The sequence below is a fragment of the Streptomyces sp. NBC_01439 genome (assembly GCF_036227605.1).
Lineage (GTDB): Bacteria > Actinomycetota > Actinomycetes > Streptomycetales > Streptomycetaceae > Streptomyces.
Genome location: NZ_CP109487.1, coordinates 1,545,151 through 1,568,850, shown reverse-complemented (window position 1 = coordinate 1,568,850; position 23,700 = coordinate 1,545,151). Strand labels below are relative to the sequence as shown.

Here is a 23,700-nt window from a genome sequence, read left to right as displayed (position 1 = left end):
CGGGCAGGGACCCGACCATGGTGCGTGGGCGATTGAGGATCTACCTCGGGGCGGCCCCGGGGGTGGGGAAGACGTACGCCATGCTCCAGGAGGGGCAGCGGATGGCCGCGGTCGGAGCCGAGGTGGTCGTCGGCTTCGTCGAGCCGCACGGGCGACGGCCCACCGCAGCCCTCGCCGAGGGGCTGGAGACGGTTCCCCGGCGGACCATGGAGTACCGCGGGGCGGCCTTCACGGAGATGGATCTGGACAGGGTGCTCGCCCGTCGTCCGCAGGTCGCTCTGGTCGACGAACTGGCCCACACCAATGTGCCCGGCTCCCGTCATGCCAAGCGATGGCAGGACGTCGAGGAACTCCTGGACGCGGGGATCGACGTCGTCACCACGCTCAACGTCCAGCACCTGGAGTCCCTGGGCGACGTGGTCCGGCAGATCACCGGGGTGCCGCAGCGCGAGACCCTGCCCGACGAGGTGGCACGCCGCGCGGACCAGATCGAACTGGTGGACCTGCCGCCCGAGCTGCTGCGCCGACGCATGCTGCACGGCGAGATCTATCCCTCGGACCGCATCGAGGCCGCCCTCACCCACTACTTTCGCGTCGGCAACCTCACCGCACTGCGGGAACTCGCCCTGCTCTGGCTCGCCGACCGCGTCGAGGAAGGCCTGCAGCGCTACCGGGCCGAGCACGGCATCACGACTCCCTGGGAGACCCGCGAGCGCATCATGGTCGCCCTCACCGGCGGGCCCGAGGGCGACACCCTCATCCGCCGCGCCGCCCGGATCAGCGCCCGAGTCCCCGGCAGTGAGCTGCTGGCCCTGCACGTGGTACCGAGCGACGGCCTCACTCATGGGGATCCGGCCGGCCTCGCCGCCCAGCGGGCCCTGGTGGAGTCGCTGGGCGGCAGCTACCACCAGAGCACCGGCGATGACATCCCGGAGGCGCTGCTCCAGTTCGCGGAGGCCGAGAACGTCACGCAGATCGTGCTGGGCGCCAGCCGTCGCGGCAGGCTGTCCACGTTCCTGCAGGGCAGTGTGGGGCACCGGACGATCCGGCGGTCCGGCCCCATCGACGTACTCGTGATCACCCACGAGCACGCCGCCGGGGAGTCCTCCGCCCTGCGGCTACCGCACCCGAGCCGTGCAACCGGCCCCCGGCGCTTCTGGACGGCGATGCTGCTCGCGGCGATCACGCTCCCGGGCCTGACCGCCGTGCTGGTCCTCCTGGGCGAGCACGTGGACCTCGCCATCGCCCTGGTGCTCTACCTGCTCGCCGTCGTCGTGATCGCCTTGGTCGGGGGCCTCGTACCCGCGCTGCTAGCCGCATTCGCCGCAGGACTGCTCGCCGACTACTACTTCACGCTGCCCGTCCACTCACTGCGCGTCGAGCGCCTGTCCGACGTCCTCGGGCTGGTGGTGTACGTCGTCACGGCCGCCCTTGTCGGGACGGCCGCGGGCACGGCCGCGCGCCGCACGTACCAGGCCGTCCGCGCGAGCGCCGAGGCACGGGCGCTGAGCCGGCTGGCCAGCGCCATGATGCACGGCCAGAACCTGCCGACCCTGCTCGAACAGGTACGGGAGGACTTCGGTCTGGACGCGGTGAGTCTGCTGGAACGCGATACGGCGCGTCCCGCCGAGCCTCGTTGGTGCGTTGTCGCCAGCACCGGCACCGATCCGCCCGAGCGCCCGTACGACGCCGACGTGGAAAGCCCTGTCGGTGACGACCTCACGTTGGCAGGTCGAGGACGCCCGCTGAGCAGCGACGATCAGCGGGTTCTCGGGGTGTGCGCGGCGCAGTTGGGCATGGCGTACTCCCAAGGCCGGCTCGTCGCGCACGATGTGGAATCCCGCCTGCGTGCCGAAGCCGAGCACACCCGGGCCTCACTGCTCCTGACCGCGAGCCGCGACCTGCGGGGCCCGCTGCACGTCGCGGACGAGGCCCTCATCAGCCTCCACAACCGCCTCGTGGACCCGGAACAGAACCGCCTCCTCGACACGGCCCGGTCGTCGGTGCGCCAGGTCGTCCAGCTCGTCTCGGACCTCGACGCCCTCAGCCGTCTGCATGCCGGAGCGCTCGATCTGTACCTGCGCCCGCTCGACCTCGATGAAGTGCTGACCGCCGTTCTCGACGCCCTCGGCCCCGGGGGGCGTACGGTCCGCTGCAGCCTGCCTGAGCAGCTCCCTGACGTGATCGCCGACGCGGCGGTCCTCACCCGGGTCCTGACCGCGCTGGCGGCCGAGGCCCAGCGGCACAGCCCGCCGGACCGGACCGCGCTGCTGACGGCCGAAACCCGGCCCGGCATCGTGGAGATCCGTCTGACGGACGGAGCGGAGGGCGTGACCGCGGGGACGCGCCCGGGCCGCACGGTTCACGGCCTGACCCTGCGGATGTCCCGCGACCTCGTGGAAACCATGGGGGGAATGCTCGAACCCGGCGTTTCCGGCGCCGGGTTCGAGGTCAAGCTCACCCTTCCGGCAGCGGCCCCCAGGACCACGACTGCGTGAAGCCGATCACTCGCGGCCGGTGCCGGGCGGTATAAGTACGCCGTCATGGTTGAGGATCTCCGCGTTAGAAGGCCGTCAGCAACCCCACCGCAGCACCGTCTGATGCCTTTTCATGGGAGCCGGCGGATCCGGAGGAGAGGTACGAGGCCGTGAGCAGAGTCGTGGTCGGTGTGAGCGGAGCACCGGGGAGTCTGGCCGCGCTGCACCGGGCGGCAGCGGAAGCCCGCCTGCGCGATGCGGAGCTGTGGGCCGTCCTGGCCTGGCAGTCACCGGGCAATGAACTCGGGAGCCGCAACGGCCTCGGGCCCTCCGCTTGGGGAGAATGCCGGGCCGCCGCCGTCGAAAGGCTGCGCGAGTACCTCGATACGGCCTTCAGCGCCGTGAAGCCCAGTGTCACCCTCGCCGGGCTCACGGTACGAGGGACCCCGGGCGCGGCCCTCGTGGACGTAGCACGTGACCCGGAGGACCTCCTCGTGGTCGGTACGGGGTCCCGCGCCCCGCTGCGCCGACTCGTCCGTCCCTCGGTGGCCCGATACTGCCTCGCCCACGCCGCCTGCCCTGTCCTGGTGGTCCCGCCGTCCCCGCTCCAAGCCGAGCTGGAGTCCGTGCACCGTCGCAACCTCTGGAGAATTCCGCTGGACCCGAGGGAGCTGGCTTCCTGAGCCCCACGCGGCTGCAGTCGCCGGCCTTGGGCTGCGCGGCGGGCGCCGGGCCCCGCGTCCTGGCAGGCCGGGGACGCCGCCCGGGCAGCGTACGTCGACGCGGTGTCCGAGTACGCCGCTGGAGCGGATACGGCTGCTGGTCGCCGCGACCATCACCTACAACATCATCGAGGCGGCCGTCGCCCTCACGGAGGGGACGATCGCCTCCTCGACGGCGCTCATCTACTTCGGTCTGGACTCCGTCATCGAAGTCTCCTCAGCAGCCGCGATGGCGTGGCAGTTCGCCGCCCCGGACCACGATGCACGGGAGGCCCGCGAGACGACCACGCTGCGGATCGCCGCCGTCGCGGTCAGGGAAGGCCGGGACGCATGGCAGGGTAAGGGCTTCTGGCGCCCACCGCCTCCGCGGCGATGCCGTCCGCTGGAGCCGAGGCGGACGAGTGTGGTTGCAGCCAGGGTGTGACTGCTGCAAATGACCGACATTCCCCGTGCTGTCGAAACACGGCCCGTTCTCATGGGTACCGTCAAGTCCTCCTCCTGCCGAAGCACCCTGCCGGGCCCGTGCGGTGGGGTGCGAGTCGCGGCTGCGACGTCATCCGGCTTGGATCACAAGGAGAACTTGGTCACTCCCGGAAGGAACCCGGCGTGGGCCTGCTGGCGGGTGCGGACCCGGGCTGGCGGGTGCGGACCCGGGAGAGCCCGAACTTGCACAGGTAGCCGCGCGGGCGGCCGTCCACACTGTCGCGGTTGCGTACTCGGGCGGCACTCGCGTTGCGCGGCTGCTTCCGCAATATCGCTCTCTGGGCGGCTCGGCGCCCTGTTTGCCGCGACAAGGGACGGATAAAGAGCGTCAGGACGCCGCACATACCGCCCACTCTGCGCGTAACGCTTCGGGCGGCCTGTCCAATTTGCGCCTTGCAGGCCGCTGATCTGTGATTTCCTTCAACCTGTTTCGCTAGACCTTATTCCGATGGCCCATCATGTCGAGGGCGCGCGATTCATGAGCCTGTGGCAAAAAGCCTTGGCCGGCGGTTTCTCAGATGTGCGTGAGAGAGTGACCGGAGGAAGAGGTGAGCGAAGTGGTCCACGAGCCTAGGCAATTCGGCCAGGCGGAAGCGAGTCGTGGCAGCACGGCAACTGGCCCGGATGTGGAGGGCTCAACCCGCCTCGCGACGATCGGCTACTTGGTCAGTGGGGAAGTCTGAGGTGCTCCCAGGAGAAGCGCGTCGTCCTGTGCCCCCCCATACCCCCTGATGGGTCATCAGGTAAGTCAGCATCTGATCAGCATCAGTCCCCAAGCGTTCCAGAGTGGCTGACCGATTGGACGCCTGGTCGGCGGCGTCACGACAGCCTGGTTCGCGCGAAGACGCAGGCGGCGGCCTTCTCGTCCGAGGCAGTGGATTTTCCTTTAGATCTCCGATCCGATGCCTGCCGGTGTAGAGTGCAGGACGCCCTTGACCTGCAGAAAGCAGGCAGGGAGCCGTCTTCGAGGAGTCCAAAGTGCTGCGTACTCTGTTCAAGTCCAACGTCTGACATCTGGACGTTTCCGCAGGTCAGCAGCGTGGCGGCGGGGCTCTGGTCAGCAAACGGTCAGCATCAGCCCCTTGGGTTGCTCACGGAGGCACAGCAGCCGGGCGGTCGCGCATGCTGCTGGCGCAGGGGCCTGGTCGGCACCCCCTGACGGTCTTTCTGCCAGGTGTAGCCCGACGTCCCTGAGGCGGCGTCTGGCCCTACCCGCCGGCGACACGGGTGTAGTCGTCCACTCGATGACGAGGGTCTGGAGCGAGGCGGCGGCAACTTCCTTCCTTCCCTTCAGGGGAAGGGAGCGCTATTTCCGCAGCATTCCGATCTCAAGGTTCCTAGCATCGGCGCAGTGTCGCTGGTCGAGAGGATCTGGAACGTGGCCGAGCCTGACGTAGCTGCGCGCCCACCCGCTGTAGCGCGCCGACTTCCCGGCCGAGCGAAGCGGCGCACGGACGTCCTGCGCGAGTACGAGAAATTCAATTCCGATCGCCGCAGGGGGGTTCCTCCAGTGTTGTGGCCGTTCTTCGCACCGGACCCGGACCGGTACTACCGATGGCGGGTTCAGCTGGATTGCGCTTGCATCAAGGAGCTGCTGACACCGGACGACTCCACCCCGCCGAGCGAGAGGCAGTGGCGTGGCCTCGGGGATGGTGAAGCATTGCCGCCGGGACAGGTGTACTGCCAGCACGATGATTCAGCTGATGCCCCCTACCGCGACATCATTGAGTGGGGAGACCGGCAAGAGGTGAGCTTTCCTGCGGACCCGGTGGAGCCACCCGAATGGGCTGATGACGACGTGTGGGCCGTGATCCGCCACGATGAAGCACACACGTCGGCCTTCTGGAAGGTGACGCTGGCCTGCGGACACGTCGAAGAGGTCGTAGCGCCAACCCTCGACTGGAAACCCGATGATGGGCCTCGCTTGGCCGAGGCCACAAGGGTGAAACAGATGATCGAGGAATTCGAGCAGGTCTGGGATTCAGACCCGATGCTTCAATCCGAACACCAACGTGAGCACACCCGCCGGATGCTGGAGGCAGGCTGGCCGCGTCCGAGGCCGGAACGGTCTTGCCATACGTGTCCCCACGCTCGCGCGATTGTCGCGTATCAGCGCGTGGGCTGGCTCGTTCCACGCAATAGGGCGCCGAAGCCCGAAATCCCGCCGCAGGCTCGCGCTGTCCTGGAGCGCCGACTGCGCCGGGCCGAGGCTGAGCGGCTACGAGTGCAGCTGGCCGGGCACGAGGAGCGACATGACGCCTGACTGATGGGCCCCGTGACCTGCCAGCACTCGTCTGCATCGGAGCCCTTCCGCTCCCCCTCATGCCCGCGGCGATGGCCGGGTGCCGCGCCCGAATGTACCCGGGCGCGACACCGTCACACCTGCCCGGGCAGGGTCAGGTCAGTACGCGCATCGCGAGTACGGAGCCGTCTTGATGGATGGAGACGGGGCCGTCCCACTTCGAGTCCCATCCGAGAAGGGGCCATGACTTCCGCTGGGCGCGGACCGCGGTGCGGTACCGCTCCAACTGGCCGTGCCCTGCCTCTTGGTGAGGTACTGCGCGGTGGCTCTGCCGTCTCCTGCGAAGGCCGTCAGGCCGGCGGCGGCGGTTCGGGCGAGGACGCGCCGAAACCACGGATAATGCTCGGGCTGGACGTGGAACCCTGGCTCGGGCACTGGCGGTTCGTCGCCCTGGGAGGGCCGCTGGATTCCCGGGTAGACGTTCTCATCATCGACGGGTTGATCGAGATGGTTGTCGGGGGTGTCCAGTGCGCCGTTCAGCCGGCCTCCGGTTTCCCGTGCCTGCAGGGCGTGCACCGTGAGGGGGCCCTCGGTCGGAAGCTCCGTGCTGAACACCAGGACCGTCTCGTTCCATGCGCCGAGAAGGCGTCCAGTGTCCGGACGTCATAGGGTCCGAAGAGAGCCTGGCACTCACGGGCGAGCCGGTCGTATGGGGCTGCTCCTCGGGCGTCGCCTGACTGCCCGGTAAGTTCAGCGTGTTCTGTGTGTGCGTTCCGATGAGTATCGCTCGTTTCGGACGGTGTCGGGTTCGTCAAGCTGCATGGAAGAGCGTGGTGGCAAGCGGTGCCCGTCAGCCGTTCCCGGCGAGCAGGAAGTCGCGCAGGTCGGAGAGCGTCTGGGTCGTGCCGTAAACCGTCAACGACCAGAAGGTCCACCCATCCACTTGGTCGTCGCCGGTCGCCATCCGTGCCGCGGACGTGGGCGTGGCCAAGGGCCGCTGGAAGCACATGATGGTGCCGTCCGCCAGCAGGGTTGCTCTGGCAGGGCCCCGTTTCCCCCGGCCTGTCAACGCGATCCCGCCTGCGGAGAATGCCTTGGGGGGCAAGGCGGCCACCAGGGTCCGCAGGTCAATGCGATGGTCTGTCGCCGTGGCCGCAGGGGGCTGGGTTCCGTCGCCCACGTGTTCGGCGACGTCGCCCCCTGCCCCTCCCTCAAGGGGTGCGTCGTCTCCCGAGCGGTCGTGGGCGAGGAGGGCCAGGTGTTCGGCCGCAGCGGCCGCCGCGCTCCACTCGGCGGTCGTCCGGGTCAGGTCGTCGAGCTCGGTGCGGGCGTACAGCGCCGCGCCGGCGTGCCCTCCGCTGGCGAGGTGCAGCTGGACGAGTCCGTTCACCCTGCCGATCAGGGTAGATCTGCTCTCGATGAGTAGGTCGGAGTTGAGCGCGAGCATGCGTATGGTCTCGTCCACCCGGCAGAGGTCTCGTGCCAGTTCGTCTTTGGAGTACAGCCGCTCGGGACGCCGCCGAGCATGGCCCTGCCTGTCGAATCCCATGAGTTCGGCGTCCTCGGCCACCACGGGATCGAGCAAAACCGGTAGCTCGCCATCCAGGCTCCCGCCCTCTGATGCGCGTTGCCCAAGCAGTGGGAAGCGGGCTCCCTTGCCAGGACCGGCGCTTTGATTGCCGTAGCGGGCACCGCCGCTGTTGCAGTGGTGGCAGGAGAGACGGTAGTTGGCAGGGTCGTAAGCGAGCCACCAGTACCCGCGGCGCTCCGTCTCACCCACGACGACGGACTTCGGCCGGTAGTGGTCTACGTGGTAGGGCGAGCGGACGAACCTGGTCTCGCAGTACCAGCATTTCTCCCCGATGAGGGCGATCAGCCGGTCGCGGATCGCGTCCTCCCGCCACATCTCGCGGAAGGAGAGCTCCTTGTCCGCGTCCTTCGCGTCCTTGTGGAGCTTCGCGAGTTCCTTAGTGGCCCGGTCCGCCCACTTCTGCGGCGCGGTGAGTCCGCTGTTGTCCACGTGGCGCACCGGGATCAGACCCCCCGGGAGAAGCGCTCGTCGAAGAGGATACGTGCGGTCGCTTCGAGCTCCTCGCCCGTCATAGTCCCGTTCCGGGCTCGTTCGACGAGTTCCGTGCGCCGACGGTGCAGTTCCGCTAGGAAGGAAGAGAGCACCCTATCGCGGCGCCATGTGGCGAAGCCAAGTCCGTCGAGCTGGTCGGTGACCTCCTGGAGTTCCTGGCGAGCCTCGGGATCGTCCTCGGCCACCGGTATGAGGCGGTACTGGGTGTCGATCAGGTCCTGGGTGTGTTCATCTAGTTGGCTTCGGAGCCGGAATAGGTCCGAGGTGAGCAGCCCGCCGGCCCCCTGGCCGCGCGGGGCGGTGTCCGGGACGAGCGCTGTGGTCCGTCCGTCGGCGTCCGTGTCGATTAACCGGATCTGCTGTCGCAGCATGTTCGAGACGAGGAGGGGCTCGTGGGTGGCGGCGATGAATTGCGAGCGCTGCCCATCGCCGAGCATGCTCTGGACAGACGAATACCAGCGCCGACTCCACTCGGGGTGGAAGTGCGCGTCGGGTTCGTCGAGGAGGAAGAGCGACTCCTGGCCTCGCTGCAGCCGCAGCAGACCGAGGACGGTGAGGATCTGCTGTTCTCCAGAGCTCAGTTGGTCCGCCCGGACGACGGCGCCATCCGCCTTGCGGACGCGCACTTCGACCGTCAGGTAGCCGGCCATCTGAAGGGTGGACAGGAGCCCGAACATCGACAGGTCGCTGTCGAAGAGGTTGCGGAAGGCGAGCACGTCCTCGAGGCTGCTCATGGTGAGGGTGAACCCGTCGTCGGGGGTGCCCGCGCTGTACAGCGGGTCCGATTCCGGCACCGGTCCGAAACGGCCTGATGCTGCCGCCTCGGTGAACAGTGCGCGCGGCGGCCCGCCCAGCCCCCAGTACGGCAGGGCTGACAGCTCTTCCCCTACGGACGCGGGGGCGCGCAGGTGCAGCGTGGCGGACACCACCCCGTCCACCCTGGCCTGCTCCTTGAGGTAGTCGCCGAAAACGTCCGCCCACTGGGCGGCCAGGGAGAGCAGGACCAAGGGGAGCCAGTCGGGCGTGCACAGGAATCCCGGGGCGTACAGCGGGCACGTGATCGGCAGCTCCAGCTGCTCCGACCACACCCCCTCCTCGTTCTCCGGCCGGTCCTGCCAGGCAAACCAGGACTCGGTCCACTGCTCGCGCCACGTCGCCAGCACCGCCTCGGCGAAGTGCACGTGGCGCTCGAACTCGGAGCCCCGTGGGACCCGGCCGTGCACCTGATACCCGAAGACGTGGTCGGGAAGGTGGCGGAGCCAGTCGTGACGCGGTGTCTCGTCGCGCGACCCGGCGGCGTCCGTCACCCACATGACCGGATCTGCCTCGGCGGACGGCTGCACGATCTCGACGGTCGTGTCGCGGAGCCGGTAGCGCACCTCGTATCCGAAGTCCGTACGGCCTGAATGGCCGAGGGCGCAGCGGTAGAAAGCCCCGAAGAGCTCCGCGAGCGCTTGCAGGATCCGGGACTTCCCGCCTCCGTTTGGACCGATCAGTACGGCAATGGCCTGCCCCTTGTCGACGGCGCTCTCCAGGTCGAGGGCGAAGTCCCGCAGGCCGCGGTAGTCGGGCAGCCTCAGCTGCAGCAGCTGCATCGGATCCCCCTCAGCCGGACCGGAACGTACGGGCATCGCGCGGCGGGGTGAGCTCCTCCGCAAGCCTGGCGAACCGTCGCCAGGTGTCCTCCAACCGCCCGGAGATCTGCTGGGCGATCAGATGCGGCTCTGGAGCGTCTCCCGGCTCCGCCTCACCCAGGTCGGCGCCGAGGTCGAGGTTGACGTCGGGTCTGGCAAGGAGCGCGTCGACGGAGTAGGGCTTGAAGTCCCGCGACGCGGCGCGGGAGTCGGGCGGGTGCCCGGGCCGGTAGGCAGCGACGAATGCGTCGAGACCGGAGCCTTCCGAGGAATCGGCGACGGCCGTGTGTCCGGTCCGCGCGTCGTAGACCCAGAGGTGGCGAGTCGCTGGCGATCCGTCGGGGCGGGCCGCGGCCTTCTCGAAGAACAGGACGTTGAGCTCTACCCCCGAGTAGCCTCCGGAGAACCCGATGGGGAGGCGGAGCAGGGTGTGCACGTCGCACTGTTTCAGCAGCTGTCTCCGTACCCGTTCCCCGGCGCCCTTCATGAAGAGGACGCCGTCCGGTACGACGACGGCTGCCCGGCCGCCGATCTCCAGCAGGGTGTAGACGTGCTGGACGAAGTTGAGCTGCTGGTGGCTGGTGGCTGCCCAGAAGTCCGGCCGGGCGAGGGCGAGCTCCTCAGCGCCAGGGAGGTCGGGCGCGCCGGTGGACGGGGGCACCCAGCGTCGCTGCCCCAGTGGCGGATCGGCGAGGACGAGGGTTGCCTGGCGGCGAGGACTCACGGTGAGGGAGTCCTGGACCTCGATGGCCGCCGGGTTGCTATCGAGGCGCTCGACGCCGTGCAAGAACAGGTTCATGGTGGCGAGGCGCGCCGTCGCGTCCACCAGTTCCGTCCCGCGGATCGCGCCGTGGGAAAGCTGTTCCCGCTGGGCGGGCGGGACGCCCGGCGGGAGGTGTCGGGCGATGTGCTCGAAGGACCGCACCAGAAATCCCCCGGTGCCTGCGGCCGGGTCCACGATCGTGTCCTCGACGGTCGGACGGCAGCACGCGACGATGGCGTCGATCAGATCCCGGTGGGTGAAGTACTGGCCTGCGGCGGTCCGGTGGTCTTGAGCGCATCGGGCGAGGAACGCGTCGAAGACCGGGGCCCGCCACTCCGGCCGTTCGTCCCACCACGAGAGCCCCTCCCTGACCTGTTGGATCAGGTTCTGGAGGTGCAGCGGGCGGCGCAGGCGGTTCTGGGCCTTGTGGAAGATGCGGCCGACCGCGCCGCCACGCTCGCCAAGCTCCGCCAGGAGGGCGTCGTAGTACTGGATCAGTTTCATGCCCTTGTGCAGCGCGAGCTCGTCCCAGGCGTCGCGCCCCAGGACATCGACGCGGTTGAGGGGCCGGTGCCGCAACTCCTGCGCTGCCTTGAGGAAGAGCAGGTACGTCACCTGCTCGCCGTACTCCAGGGCTGTTAGGCCGTCGTTGCTCAGTGGCGGGAAGGAGGACCAGAGGTGCTCAGCTCGGCGCTCCACCTCGGAAGGTCGGTTGACAGGCCGTCGGGTGGGCGTCGTCGGAGGCACGGTCACTGCTCCCTCGAGTTGTACGTCGTTCTCGCTGCTCGGCGCTGCGCCGTGGGGCAGCCTGCCCGCGAGGACCTGCTCCCGACAGCCGTCGCGCAGCGGGTCCGCCATTGCCAGGGCCTCCTCGGCCGAGGCCGTAACGGAGGTGAGTCCGCTGTTCCACGCCTCCAAGAAGGCAAGGAGCGTGCCCTGTTCGGCGAGTGGAGGCACGGGTACGGGGGTCTGCCGCAGCTGGTCGAGGCCCAGGGAGGCTAGGCCAGCTGTGCTCCGTGCGGCGTCCCGTAGCCAGCTTCGGCCGGGCCCGTTCGCATACAGGGCGAGCAGCCGGGGGTGCAGGGCGTCCCCGGTCATACGGACCCGTGCCAAGTGGTGGTTCGGTACGTACGTGCGGTGGGAGGAGTCCTGTTCCCACACCCGGGCGAGGCCGAGGCTGTCGGGCTGTCCGCTCAGTACATATAGGACGTCCCCGGGGCTCAACCGGGTCGCCTCCGCTCTACGGGCGTCCAGGCGCACCGTCGGCATCTGCTCGTGTGCCCAGCGCTCGCCCCGGAGCTCGGCCGGGCGCAGGGAGCCCACCTCGACCTCGTGCGGATCGTCGGCCCGCCGGCTGTTCGCCACGGGCCCGCGTACGACTTCGGCCAGCTCGCCGAGGGCAACCCAGCGCCATCCCACGGGGATGGCGGGCAGGGGGGCGCGGTGCGTGGCCGCGGAGTGCTCCGGGTCCGTGTGCGGCGCGGTCGTGGTGCGGCCGAGGACACCCTGGTCGATCACGAGGGTGCGGAGGTCTTCCACCCGCCGCAGGATGTCGCGGACGGCGGCTTCCTCCTCGTCGACCCGGGCGAGCCAGAAGGCGAGAGAGGTCTTGATCCGCTCCTGCTCGAACAGTGGGGGCAGCGGCAACCGAACCCGTTCGAGATCCCGCGCCGCGATGTGACCCAGGCCGACGCCCTGACGTACGGACGACTCGATCTGGCGCAGTACGACGCGGGACTCCCACGCCAACACCAGGTACTCGGGGTCGATCAGCCGCTCGTCGACTCTCACCCGCACCATGGTGGCGGGGTACGTCGTGGGCCCGGTGGTCTCGCGGACCAGGGCGGCCCGCCCGATCCGCATCCCCGGCCCGCCGTTGCGGCTCATCAGGATGTCGCCGGGCCGGATTAGATGGTCGGCCGCTTCCGCTGCCGAGGCCCACGGACCCTCCTGGGACTGGGCGAGGTCGGCCGTCGCCGACCGCAGCGCGGGCAGGCTGAGTACGGGCACTCCTCCCGGGACGGCCTGACCGGACCGGCCCGCCGCCAGCGGCTCGCGCAGCAGCTCGCCCAGCGGAACCTCGGTCCAGCGGGGCGGCAGTCCCGCCCTCACGCCAGCACGCTCCGCAACTCGTCCAGCAGGCGGACCGCCCCCTGCTCCCCGAAGGCACACAGGAAGCCCGACGTCCCGCCCCTGAGGGTGAACGGAACGGCGTCGAGAGATGCGGCGGCGAAGTTCCCGCCGGCCGCCGTGCCGTCCGCGATGTGCTCCATCCACCAGACCTGGTCGGAGTCGAAGGACCGTCCCCGGCGCTCCTGGTGGTCGATCCACGCGTCGAGCCGGTCGAAGACCTGGTCGCGGTAGGCGCGCGGTTGCGGCTCCAGGCCCGCTTCGTACCGGGCGAGGGCAAGGAGGTCCACGGGCCCCTTCGGTGTCCGCGGCCGACGGGGATCCGACACAGAGACACCGGCGCGTTCGTACGCGCTCCAGATCCGCTCCGCCGTCAGGCCGTGGGGCGGCCGCGCCAGAGACTCGGCCCACGATTGAAGCCTCCGGACGCCCCCCTCAGCCAGGCCCACTGTGCCGGTAATCAGCTCCTGCACCGAGTCGTTGCCCGCCCGGAGGAAGGACCGCCAACGCTCCATGACCTCGGCGTCGTCGATTGTTGCAGCCGCGGCCGGGGCCTCGTCCGCGTCCTTCCCTCGCCCCCGCTTCCGCGTCGTGGAAGGTTGAACGGCATGGTGTCGTGCGACGTCGACCGGATCCACGACCACGCAGTGGGTCTTGGCCGACGCGCCGGGGGTGACCGCCCTCAGTGCCGCCGACGCGATGGGGCGCGTCCCGACCGCGAGCATCTGGAAGTAGCGATATGAGGACTTGACGTCCCGCAGGAACAGCAGGCATTCGACGGGGGCGATGTCCGTCCCGGTAAGCAGGTCCACCACCACGATGACTCGCAGTTCGACGGTGTTACGGAACTGAGAGAGCAGCCGGTACGGTGATCCGCCTTTGAGCGTCACTTTCTGACAAAGGCCAGGCCCCTGCCCGAAGACCGCGCGCACCGCGTCGACTACCTCGTCCGCATGCTGGTCGTTGGCCGCGTAGACGACGGTCTTGGGCAGCGCCACGTCCCCGGAACCGAGCCTCGCCCGCTCGGGGAACATCGACGGCAGCCCCTCTTTGAACGCCGTCAGCGCGGCGTGAAGCGCCTTGCCGCTCACCACGGAGCGACGGTGCGCGGGGGGTGCCTCGACGTCGAGGTCGAACTCCTCCTCCAGGGTGTCGGCCGTCCGCTCCGGTCGCGTGGGGAGGTCGCCAATTCGGTAGATGGTGATGTCCACGGCTCGGCCGTCGGCGACGGCATCCTCGAAAGTGTAGGAGCTGATGAGATTGCCCTGGAAGACTTCCAGCGCCCGCTCCGTCGGGGCGGCCGTCAGGCCGAGCACCGGGGCGTCGAAGTAGTGGAACAGCGCACGCCATTGGGCGGAGACGGACCGGTGGCAGTCGTCGGCGATGACGAGGTCGAAGAACTCGGGGGGCAGATCGGGCCGGTAGAGGATTCCGGACGCTGGATTACCCCTGGACAGGGCATTGTGGAGCCGCGGCACGGTGCTCACGATGACCCCCAGGGTCGGCACGGCGTCCGGGCCCAACCGCTCGACCCGGTACAACTCGGTGAACTTCCGGCCATCGTTGCCGGGGCCGGAGTACGCCGCGAAGGTCGCCAGCGCCTGGTTTTCGAGCTCCACCCGGTCGACCAGGAAGAGGATCCGGCGGGCTCGGGCGTGCCGCAGCAGACGGTGGGCCGCGGTGACGGCCGTGACCGTCCGGCCGCCCCCAACAGCGATCTGGGCCATGGCCCGGCGCTCGCCCCGACGCAGCGAACTCTCGAACGCCCGCACCGCGTCGTACTGCACCGACCCGAGGGAGCCCCGGGAGTAGCCGTCAGCACTGAGGTCCGGAAGACGGTGGCGCAGGCGGCCCTGAAACGTTGGCGCCTGGGGGTCGGTCGCGGCTTCGCGCAGCCAGCGGGCCACGGTATCCGGCTGGTGGAAGGTGAAGACCTCCCGCGGGCGCGGCTCGGGGTCGTCCCCGTTCCGGAACACTACCCGGACGCCGTCGGTGACGTATGTGTAGGGCATCCGTCGCTCTGCGGACGCCGTCGACGGGGTGCCGGCCTCACGGGTCCGGGCCATCGCCGCGCGCAGGTCCTCGCTGCGGGGGCGCACCTCGACGGTGCCCACCGGTTGGCCATCGATGTGGAGAACGTAGTCCGGTCCTGCCGCCCGGTCCGGGTGCGCCGTGCCCCGCACGGCGACCCCCCGTACCGGTAGCTCGTGCGGCGTCTCCGAATCATGCTGTACGGTCCACCCTGCCTCGGCCAGCAGGTCCGCGACGCGCCACTTTGTCTCCAGGAGGGCTGAACGTGCCTTCAGGGACGCGCGGGTGGCTGTCTCGGCGGGCGTACGCCGGTCGAAAGTCCGCCGCAATATGGGGACGTACTCGTCGAGCAGGGCGACCCAGATGGCCAGGTCGGCCACCGGCCCCGATCTGGCCACCTGTCGGCGCGGTGGGCTCGCCGGGGTGCGGTCCCATTCGGCCGGCGGGACGAAGGAGAGCTCGTCACGCACTCCGGTCCGTAGTCGGAAGTACCAGACGCCCAGCTCGAAGCAGTGGCGTACGAAGCGCTGGGCACGGGACCGGTCATCCGCTGCCGTCTCGCGGTCCGGTGCGGGGTTGCCGGAGCGGCGCAGTTCGGCCAGCACGTGGTGCACCGGGCCGTCGGCGGAATCCGAGCCGAGCAGCCGGACAGACTCCGCAGTAAGCACCTCCGCGAACTGCCGGGCCTGAGCGAGGGACCGTTTCGGGCGGTCGTGCGCGTCGGCCTCAGCACCCGCGCCGTACAGCAGTAGGAGGGGCTCCAGCGGCAGCAGAAAGCCGAAGTTTGCGGAAGCGGCGGCCAGCTCCGCCAGGGCTTCCTCGGCAGCCACCTGGTGCACTCGGCCCACGTTCCCTTCACTCTTCGTCAGCGTTACCGGCGACCGTGGCACGGTGTCGATCAAGCACCCCAAATCTATCGCCTCAGGTTCGGCCTTGGGTCCGACCTGAGGGAACCTCTAAGAAGGAGGTGCGATGGCACATACCTTGACGATGCCTCCGTCGCCATGTCCGGCTGCCCCGTCTCGCCACGGGTGATGCCGGTGCGTCGGCGGGCTCGTCGATCCTGGTGTCACCGATGCTGTACGCGCCCGCAGTGCGACCCACGCTTTTCGCGTGTGTCGTTGAGGGCATCGTGCGAAGATACTGATCGTGGCGGGAAAGAGCGGTGTGGTGGTGCGGTCGTCGGGAAAGGTTCCTCCCGGCCTGCACGTTCCTCCGTCTGGCAGCGTTGCGCCGCCCGTTGTCACCAAGGCCGATTACCTGCCATTGGATCAGCTTCCGTGGCCGGATGTGGAACGCCTGTTTTTGCGACTTGCGGAACGCAACGGCCGGGCCGAGTGCGCCGAGCTGTACGGCACGCCAGGGCAGGGCCAAGAAGGCATTGACCTGTTCGTCCGCAACACCCGCGAGACCGAAGCGCGCTCCGCGACAGATCCCGAGCGTCGTTACACGACCCTTCAGTCGAAGCACGTGAAGACGCTGAGTCCGGCGAAAATTATCCAAGCGGTCGACAAGTTCCTGAGAGGTTCATGGGCCGAGCGCTCGGAAGTATTCATCTATGCCACCACCCACGCCCTGCGTCCCATCAAGCTGGCCGAAGAGCTCAACCGTCAGGCGGACAGGCTGGAGCAGAAGGGGATCCGGCTTGAGCCTTGGGGACGCGAGTCGGTCAGCGAGCAGTTGCGCCAACTGCCCGAGGTGGTTGACGACTTCTTCGGTCGATCATGGGTAGCCCGGTTCTGTGGCCCTGAGGCAGCGGAAGCGCTGGCAGACAGGCTGTCTGGTCAAGACGTTAGTGAACTGCGTACCCGCCTGCGCAGCCTCTATCGAGCATCCTTCGCCTTGCAGGACACCGGGGCAGTGCTCCTGAACCCGGCCATGTCCACGCACGCGCCTGCACCGCTTGAGTACATCACGCTGGACATCACCGATAGCGGCGGGGACTCCCCGGTCGGCAGCCGTCCGGACACTGAGGACTATCAGATTCAGGCGGACGATCACACGGCCGGGCACCGCCCACTCAGAGATGGCGACGAGGGCTCGGCACTCCCAGGGGAGCAGACATTCGGGAACGAGCCTCCTTGGCAGGGGCGGGACGAGGTGCCCGCCGTGGACCGCATGCTCCAACTCAACCGAGTCGAGGAGGACCTGGGCGGACCGGACGTCACTCGCAGGGCCTGCGACGAGTGGCTGGCCGCCGGTGATCTGTCGGTCGTGGTTGGCGGGCCCGGTGCAGGCAAATCGAGACTGTTGCGTTTCGTCGTGTCCGACCTGTTGGACGAGTCACCCCGTTCCTCAGCCCTGGCCGGCAAGTTCGGCTCGAGTTTGCCGGTGTGGCTTCCCTTCTCATTCCTCTGCGAATACCTCAAAGAGGACGCGGAGCGGTCGATTGAGTCCGCCGTCCGGGCCTGGCTCACTCGATACTCAGCGCAGCACCTGCACGGCTTGGTGGCACGCGCCCTGGCCGACGACCGGTTGCTGTTGGTAGTCGACGGCTTGGACGAATGGACTGACGAGGACAGCGCCCACCCTGCCCTGACCCTCCTTGAAAATTTCATCCGCAGCCGCAACGTTGCTGCCATCGTTTCCAGCCGCCCCTATGCCCTGCGCCGTCTAATGGCACTGGCCGGCTGGCGGGTGGGGAACCTGGCTCTGTTGTCCGAAGCTCAGCAGCAGCGCATGGCTCGGGCCGCTTTCGCCAGGGCCGGTTTGGCCGAGCTAACTACATCTGAAGACCCTCAGGGCCCGAGCCAGGCCGCGCAACGCCTCAAAACAGACAGCGCTCACCGTTTCCTGGATGAGGTTAAGGCCGTAGCCGACTTGAGCACCCTGGCTACCGTGCCGCTGTTCCTGCTGATGCTGGCCGGGATGTGGTCGAATGGCCCGCTGCCAACACGGCGTATGGAAGCCCACCGACGGCTGGTCGACGTGCTGGTCGAGCAGCACCCTGCAATTCGCAGACGGGATATGCGCCGATCCGGCAACGCACTGGACACCCGGGAAATCCGCCAGGTTCTGGCCGCTGTCGCCTACGAACTGCGTCAGGCCGAGACAGGGCCCGCTGCCGGCATCCGCGTGTGGCGCGCTAGCGTGGTCCGGGCACTGTGCGATGACGACCTGCTCGGCTACGACCCTGCAGATGCCCGTCGTCTGGCTCCGCAGATCATGGAGACAGCCGAAGGCGATCTCGGCATCCTGGTCGCTCAGGGAGCCGGTACCTTGGGTTTTATCCACCGCGCCGTCGCCGAACAGCTCGCCGCTGAGCACCTGACGACCCTACCCCTGGCCCATCAGAGGGAAATCGTCCGATCCAGAGTCGGTAGCCGTTCCTGGCGCGATGTGCTCCTTGCTCTACTAGCCGGCCAGGGACGCCCAGGCGAGGTTGCCGATCTGCTGCAGACAGCCACCAGCGCAGGGCCGGAGCACTCACCAGAGGAAATGGCCGGCCATGAGCTGGTCGCAGAGGCTCTGGCAGCTGGTGTCCGCATGCTTCCCCGCGATGCCGCACGGTTCGCCCGGATCCTCTGCGACCGCGTCGAACGCCACCCCTGGATGCCCCATAGGGCGCGTCTAGTCGCCGCCCTCACCGGTGCCCTAACCGGGACGACCGCGAGTCGAATCCTGCTGCCATGGTTCGCGCGCAAAGCCATAGCCACCACGGACGACCCGAGCGCGTACTGGGCGCTGCGCCGCGGGGGCATCGCCGTACCGGACGCTGAGGCAATCTTGCTGCGGGCTCTGGAGCATCCGTCCTCCAACGTCAAGCACGCCTCGGCTCAGGCTATTGCCCAACGCTTGGGCGGCTCCGAGGACGTGGCCCAAGCCTTGGCCCTGGTGATCCGTTCAGGAAGCGAGACCCGCACCCAAGCAGCCGCACTCGAAGCACTGGTCACCGGCTGGCCCGGCCACCCCCGGACGACGGAGCTGATCTCCTGGGGCCTGCGCCAGGGAGCCGTTGGCATCTGGGCCGTCGCCCTGCGCGCGCACCGGGCGCTTCAGGGCGAGACCTCAGCCCCCGCCTGGGATGAGAACGATCGTCAGCGGTTGCTCAGCCTGCTCGAACGGGACTCGGTAGGGGAGTTCTGGGACCTTGTCACGGTGGAGATGGTCAGCGAAGCGGCCCGGGACGATGAGTCCGTGCGAGACCTCTGCCTGGACATCCTGTCGGGTACCCCAGGCCGCCCCGGCACTCCCGGATCGCGGGAACTTGCTTGGTGGGTGCTGCTCACCGCGTTCCCGCATGACCCGAAGGCGGTCAGGTGGGTGGCCCGCGAAATCGCCTCCGACGAGTATTTCCCTTATGCCCTGGCCCATGCGCCTGCAGGCTGGGCGGATGAGCTCACAATCCGCGACGCCGCTCAGACCCGGCTGTTGCGCGAGGCCGCCCACCTCGGCGACGACGCCTACAACCTGGCTCGGCTGGCCAGGACTGACCAAGTACGCGACTACCTGATCGACGCGCTTGACGCCGCCTTCGGCACAGCTTCGTCGGCGCGTGCCCTGCAACACCACTACGGCGATGACCCCACCGCCCGAGAAGCACTGCTACGCAAGATCAACGGACCTGCTGACGACGCGGTGCCCTTTGTGGAGGTCGTCGCTGCAGTCCTCGGGCCCGAGCAAGGAATCGAGTGCCTGGTCCAGCTGATCCAACAGCGCCCCCAGAAGTACATCGACCACGCTATCGCCGCCCTGGGCAGGCTCTGGATCGACTGCAAGAACGCCGCACGGGGCGAATCCTCCCCCATCCAGCGCACTGAGGCCGAACGCGCCCTGGTACGTCACGATGCACGCGCTCTAGCCAGCCTGTGTCTTGACGCGGTGCCGAGCGAGGACTTCGGCACCGCGCGCGGTTGGATCATCGGGGCGTGGCCAGAAGTCCCCGAGGTCTTGGTCTACGCCCGCCAGTGTCTGGGCGGGCCTTCTCCCGAGGCTGGTGCTGTACTGATCGGCTACGGCCCGCTCAGCAGTCCGGAAGCCGTGCAGATCGTCGCCGAGGCGACGTCCCTGCTCAACCCCCTCCCACCCTCCCTGCGGATGCTGATCGCCCAGCAGCTCACACGGCGCGGCATCGACACGGAGATCATGATCAAACTGCTGAAGCACTGGCGCCACGACACATCGGGTTCCGTGCGTCGGGCTGCCGGTACCGCGCTCGCCCGCGGGCTCGCCCCGGCTTCTTCCACGGCGCCGACCGCTGACGGCGCCCAAAACTCCGCCACGACGCAGCAGGCACACCAGCAACAGGCACTCCAGCGCCTGCGTACCGAGTGCCGAATTGAAATGCTCTCCCACGACCTTGAGACGGGCGATGACCGCCGCCGCACTGCCTGGGCGATCATGCTCCTGCTCAACGATGTCGCCCTCCTGCAGGGCGTCGTGGAACGCTACGACGGCCGGCCCGTCACCGTCGAACTCGACGATCCCCTGTCCGGCTACGATCCTCAGTTGACCGAACTGATCGCCAGCCACTGGAAGGCGCTGCAAGACCAGAGCGACAACCGATTGCCCGAGCGCCTTGCTGGACGACTCCCTCGCAACCCGCCAGATCTCACCGGCGTGTGGTCACGGCTGGCGAACGCCGCCATTCGCCACCCAGACCTCGACCGCGCACTGAACAATGCCGTGCACGGCGACCCTAAACTCCTGCGAGAAAAGGGTGTGTTTGCCTGGTACGCCGAAGCCAATCCGGAAGATCCGTGCCTGCTCAAGTATGCAGCCCAGACAGCCCAAGCCGAGAACGACCCCCAGCCCGTTCTCAGCGTGGTGGACAGGCTCCGCCTTACTGACGTCCACCGACGCGAACTGCTGGAGCTTCTGGTCCATCCATCGGGTATCAAACCGTCACGGCAACTGATCAGCGATGACGATATCGATGTGACTGTCACCGGCTGGCGCCGCATCGCCCTGGCCCGGCTCCTGCCCGATGACCCACACGCGCACAGTCTCTATCGCAAGTTGCAAGAAGAGCTCGCTAGCGGCTACCGGCTGGGCTGGACCTGGCCCGAGGCCATCGCCGTGACGATCAATCTTGCCCCGGCCGCCCACGTACCTGACCTCATCCTGCGCTTCGCCGAGCGGCTACAGCGCCGCGCCGTCACCTTTGCTGGCCCCCATCTCCTCGACGCCGCTGCCCATCGCATCCGACGTGATCTCGACGCTGAGGAAGCCGTAATTGCCGCCATCATTAGCCCCGATAACATGGGTACCAGTACGGTGGCATGGGGCTCCCGCAGCCGCACCTACACCGCGGTATCCAGTGAGCCACTTCATCGACAGGTTCTTCTGGCCGGCATTCTGGCCACCGCGACCGGACTTCCCGCCGACGTAGTCACAGCCCTGGCACCGCTTGCTGACAGCGACTCCGTGCTACATGACAACCCCCTGATGAAACCTCGGCCGATCAGATTTGCCGTTCTGGATCTCCTCGACGCCGCTCGGTGATCCCAGCGCATCCCGCGAATTCTCAAGGGCCGTGCGGTCGACGACGCACTCTGCGCCAATCAGGCCGCCCTGGCCGCAGTGTCTGACGCGGTTGGAATCGTCTCGTCGTCGACGGGTTGATCGAGGTGGTTGTCGGGGGCGTCCGGTGCGCCGTTCAGCCGCCGCAGATGCCGCGCGCCTGCGGCGCGTGGACCGTGAGCGGGCCCTCGGTCGGAAGCTCCGTGCTGAACACAGGATCGGCGTCTCGTTCCGTGCGCCGATGTCGACTGCCTCGACATAGGCGGATGCGGACGCCAGCTGGGTGTGCGACGTGGGGCGTTGTTGTGGTTGCCTTTGAAGGCGCTCGGGATGGCCAACGACGGCTCGCTGGGGTTCCTGAGGGCGGTTGGTGTCCCGCTACGTGACTCCGGCGGCGGTCGAAGCCGAACGCTGCTCGGTATGAGCACTGTACCGAGCAGCGGGTCTGGCGCGGCGCTGGGCTCAGGCGGCGTCGCTTGCGACGGACGGATGCCTTCGCGGGCCGAAGGCGGCGTTGAAGGCGCGGCAGTGCGTCGTAGGTACGAGTAAGTATGGCGCGCCCGAGCCGGTTCGGACCGAGCGGGGGCCGGTCTGTCCCGCTGTGAGGGCGTCGTACGGGGTGAGGACGTCGAGGTTGTCGAACACGTAGTAGAGGGGCAGCCTGGTCCACGCGACGAGCTGGAGGTGCGCGTCGACCGCGGCGCTCTCGATCGCGTGCCGGTGCGTCGCCCGACTGGTCATGCTGCTCTTGCAGTCGATCATTGCGACATGGCCCTCTTTAGCGGCAAGGAGGTCGGGCGTCCACCGAAGGGAGCTGTCGGTCTTTCGGAGTGCGGCTTGAACGGGCTGGGTGAGGACTCCCTGCCCCCACTGGTTGACCGCCCATCCGCGCGCGGTCAGTTCCTTGGCGATGCGCTGCTCGTGGGCGTCCCCCACGGCTTTCCTCTGCTGAAAGCTCGGCATGACGTGAAGTGTTGCGCAGCACGCTCCCGTCAAAACGAGAGGCAGACGCAGACAGGCCAGGCGGAACGCCGCAGAAGTCGTCTCACTGCGTCCGGCTGTGTCCGCCTGCGTCCAGCTGTGTCTCACTGCGTTCGGACAACAATGGCCGGAAGTCGTCCACGTCTGGCCCTCTTCGCCCGCAGAGCTGTTGGCGCCGGGCAGGGCCCGGTGGTCTGTGTCTCCACGTGTTGACCGTTCGAGGGCTTCGGGGAGCTGTCCGGCTCCCCGAAGGCCTGGCAGGAGCGGTGATCAGCGAAGGCGGAGTCGGCGCAGGGCCATGACGGTGCCGTCGGGGTGGAGAGAGACGGGACCGCGCCACTTGGCATCCCAGGGGTCGGTGGGCCAGGAGTCGCGGAGGGCGTGGGCCTCTTGGCGGTACTGGTCGACCCTGCCGTCCCGGAGGTGGTCGAAGAGGTTCTCCGCCAGGCCGGAGAAGGCCTCCACCCGGACGCCGTTGAGGCGGAAGACGTGATCGGTGCCCACGAACTTCCTGCCGTGGATGGTGTGGGTGACGTCTTGGACGATGCCGGTGCCGGCGTGGGTGAAGGTCTCGAAGTGGCCTTTGCCCTGTCGCTTGGTGAGGTACCGGGCGGTGGGTGCGCCACCTCCGGTGAAGGCCATCAAGCCGGCGGCATCCGCCTGGGCGAGGACCCGGCCGAACCAGCCGCACTCCTCGGGACGCACGTGGTAGCCGACCGGTGGTTCCTCGTTCGGTCCGGTCGGGGCGTCTATGCCGGGCCGGATGCTGCGGTCCTCGACGGGAGGGTCGAGATGGAGGTCCTTCGCATCCGCCAGGGTGCCGTCGCCCGGAGCGTGGAGCAGGTAGAGCGTGATGCTCTCGCTCTTCTTGGGGAGCGTGGTGCCGAAGACGAAGGCCGGTGTCTCGTTGTACGCGCCGATGTGGATGCCTTCCACGTCGGCGGAGGCGGTGGCGAGTTGCTTGTGGACCTGGGCGGTGTTGCCGTGCGTGCCCTTGCAGGTGACGGGGATGACCCGAGACGGCTCGCCCGGCTTCCACACTTCCAGGAAGAACCCCGGCCGGCGCGGGGCACTGCTGCGTCCGGCCTCCCTGCCGGTCAGCTCCCAGCCGGCTCGCATGGCTATCTCGGCGTCGATGACCGAGACCGAGTGGCCCGGGTACTGAGCGGCGAGTACGCGCCGGGCGAGGGCCAGGGCGAAACCGATGCCGAGCTCGCTCGACTGTGTGGCCGCGTAGTGGCGCCTGGGGTTACGGCCTTCGGTGGACAGTGCCATGTAGCGACCGTCGTTGCCGGTGAGGGCCTGGCAGTACTTCAGGCTGGCCCAGTGCTCGGCAAGTCCTCGCCCTGCGCCTTGGCGGGCGAGGACGTTGGCCCGGCCCAGGGAGTGGAGAACGTCCCATGGCGTCAGTTGGAGCGACAGACCGAGTGGCTTCACGGGTAGCGGCCGAAGCTCGGGTTTGCGGCGCAGAGGGGCCTGGTTCTTCTCCCGCTTGGCCTTGTCGTCTGCGGTCGCAGCCTTGGCGACGCTGCCCGCGAGGTCCGATGTCGAGTGAACGGCCACGTTCCACGGCTGCGCGAGATCCCTCAGCACGTCTGCTCGCTTCAAGCTGCTTCCCCCTACGTTCGTACGGGTGGTACAGGCCGACGCCGCAAGCTACGTGGGTGAGCAGGGGCGCATGAAGGGCGTAAG

The 23,700-nt window shown here is 68.4% G+C and carries 10 protein-coding genes and 2 pseudogenes; 5 read left to right on the top strand and 7 right to left on the bottom strand.

Annotated elements, in window-relative coordinates; genetic code table 11:
• The first annotated feature begins 17 nt into the window (after positions 1-17).
• The 3 genes and pseudogenes from OG207_RS07215 to OG207_RS07205 all read left to right on the top strand — a co-directional run.
• Positions 18-2,498 carry a sensor histidine kinase gene (locus tag OG207_RS07215; protein ID WP_329096919.1) on the top strand — a complete coding sequence of 827 codons (2,481 nt, stop codon included), beginning with the start codon at positions 18-20 and terminating at the stop codon, positions 2,496-2,498.
• A 149-nt stretch (positions 2,499-2,647) separates the two neighbouring features.
• The gene (locus tag OG207_RS07210) at positions 2,648-3,160 is read left to right on the top strand and encodes a universal stress protein (protein ID WP_329096917.1); all 513 of its coding nucleotides are present in this window, start codon (positions 2,648-2,650) and stop codon (positions 3,158-3,160) included.
• 118 nt (positions 3,161-3,278) lie between these two features.
• A pseudogene (locus tag OG207_RS07205) lies at positions 3,279-3,509 on the top strand (cation transporter); the annotation flags it as partial.
• A gap of 257 nt (positions 3,510-3,766) precedes the next feature.
• Here the strand turns inward: OG207_RS07205 and OG207_RS07200 are convergent.
• Positions 3,767-4,026 (bottom strand): annotated as a pseudogene (locus OG207_RS07200) (30S ribosomal protein S14).
• A gap of 1,007 nt (positions 4,027-5,033) precedes the next feature.
• Between OG207_RS07200 and OG207_RS07195 the strand changes: the two are divergent.
• On the top strand, positions 5,034-5,945 hold the full coding sequence (locus OG207_RS07195) for a hypothetical protein (protein WP_329096915.1): 912 nt from the start codon (positions 5,034-5,036) through the stop codon (positions 5,943-5,945).
• Between the two features lie 829 nt (positions 5,946-6,774).
• Here OG207_RS07195 and OG207_RS07190 read toward each other — a convergent pair.
• The 4 genes from OG207_RS07190 to OG207_RS07175 are packed head-to-tail and all read right to left on the bottom strand — an operon-like array spanning position 6,775 to position 15,404.
• Entirely contained in the window at positions 6,775-7,944 is a 1,170-nt protein-coding gene (locus tag OG207_RS07190) for an HNH endonuclease (RefSeq protein WP_329096913.1), read from the bottom strand.
• A 14-nt stretch (positions 7,945-7,958) separates the two neighbouring features.
• Positions 7,959-9,602, bottom strand: coding sequence for an ATP-binding protein (locus tag OG207_RS07185; RefSeq protein ID WP_329096911.1), 1,644 nt, complete (start codon positions 9,600-9,602; stop codon positions 7,959-7,961).
• 10 nt (positions 9,603-9,612) lie between these two features.
• Positions 9,613-12,516, bottom strand: a complete 2,904-nt coding sequence (locus tag OG207_RS07180) for an N-6 DNA methylase (protein WP_329096909.1) — start codon at positions 12,514-12,516, stop codon at positions 9,613-9,615.
• Entirely contained in the window at positions 12,513-15,404 is a 2,892-nt protein-coding gene (locus tag OG207_RS07175) for a DEAD/DEAH box helicase family protein (RefSeq protein WP_329096907.1), read from the bottom strand. The genes OG207_RS07180 and OG207_RS07175 overlap by 4 nt, the downstream gene beginning before the upstream one ends.
• A 310-nt stretch (positions 15,405-15,714) precedes the next feature.
• On the opposite strand from OG207_RS07175, the gene OG207_RS07170 reads away from it, so the two are divergent.
• Positions 15,715-21,009 carry an NACHT domain-containing protein gene (locus tag OG207_RS07170; protein WP_329096905.1) on the top strand — a complete coding sequence of 1,765 codons (5,295 nt, stop codon included), beginning with the start codon at positions 15,715-15,717 and terminating at the stop codon, positions 21,007-21,009.
• Positions 21,010-21,489: 480 nt separating this feature from the next.
• Here OG207_RS07170 and OG207_RS07165 read toward each other — a convergent pair whose 3' ends face one another.
• Together OG207_RS07165 and OG207_RS07160 are read right to left on the bottom strand one after the other, a co-directional pair.
• Positions 21,490-21,990, bottom strand: coding sequence for a hypothetical protein (locus OG207_RS07165; RefSeq protein ID WP_329096903.1), 501 nt, complete (start codon positions 21,988-21,990; stop codon positions 21,490-21,492).
• Between the two features lie 288 nt (positions 21,991-22,278).
• Entirely contained in the window at positions 22,279-23,616 is a 1,338-nt protein-coding gene (locus OG207_RS07160) for a hypothetical protein (protein WP_329096900.1), read from the bottom strand.
• Positions 23,617-23,700 lie beyond the last annotated feature (84 nt).

Coding starts and splice junctions, on each gene's coding strand:
- OG207_RS07215 (WP_329096919.1), top strand. CDS start 18: ATGGTGCGTGGGCGATTGAGGATCTACCTCGGGGCGGCCCCGGGGGTG.
- OG207_RS07185 (WP_329096911.1), bottom strand. CDS start 9,602: ATGCAGCTGCTGCAGCTGAGGCTGCCCGACTACCGCGGCCTGCGGGAC.
- OG207_RS07165 (WP_329096903.1), bottom strand. CDS start 21,990: ATGCCGAGCTTTCAGCAGAGGAAAGCCGTGGGGGACGCCCACGAGCAG.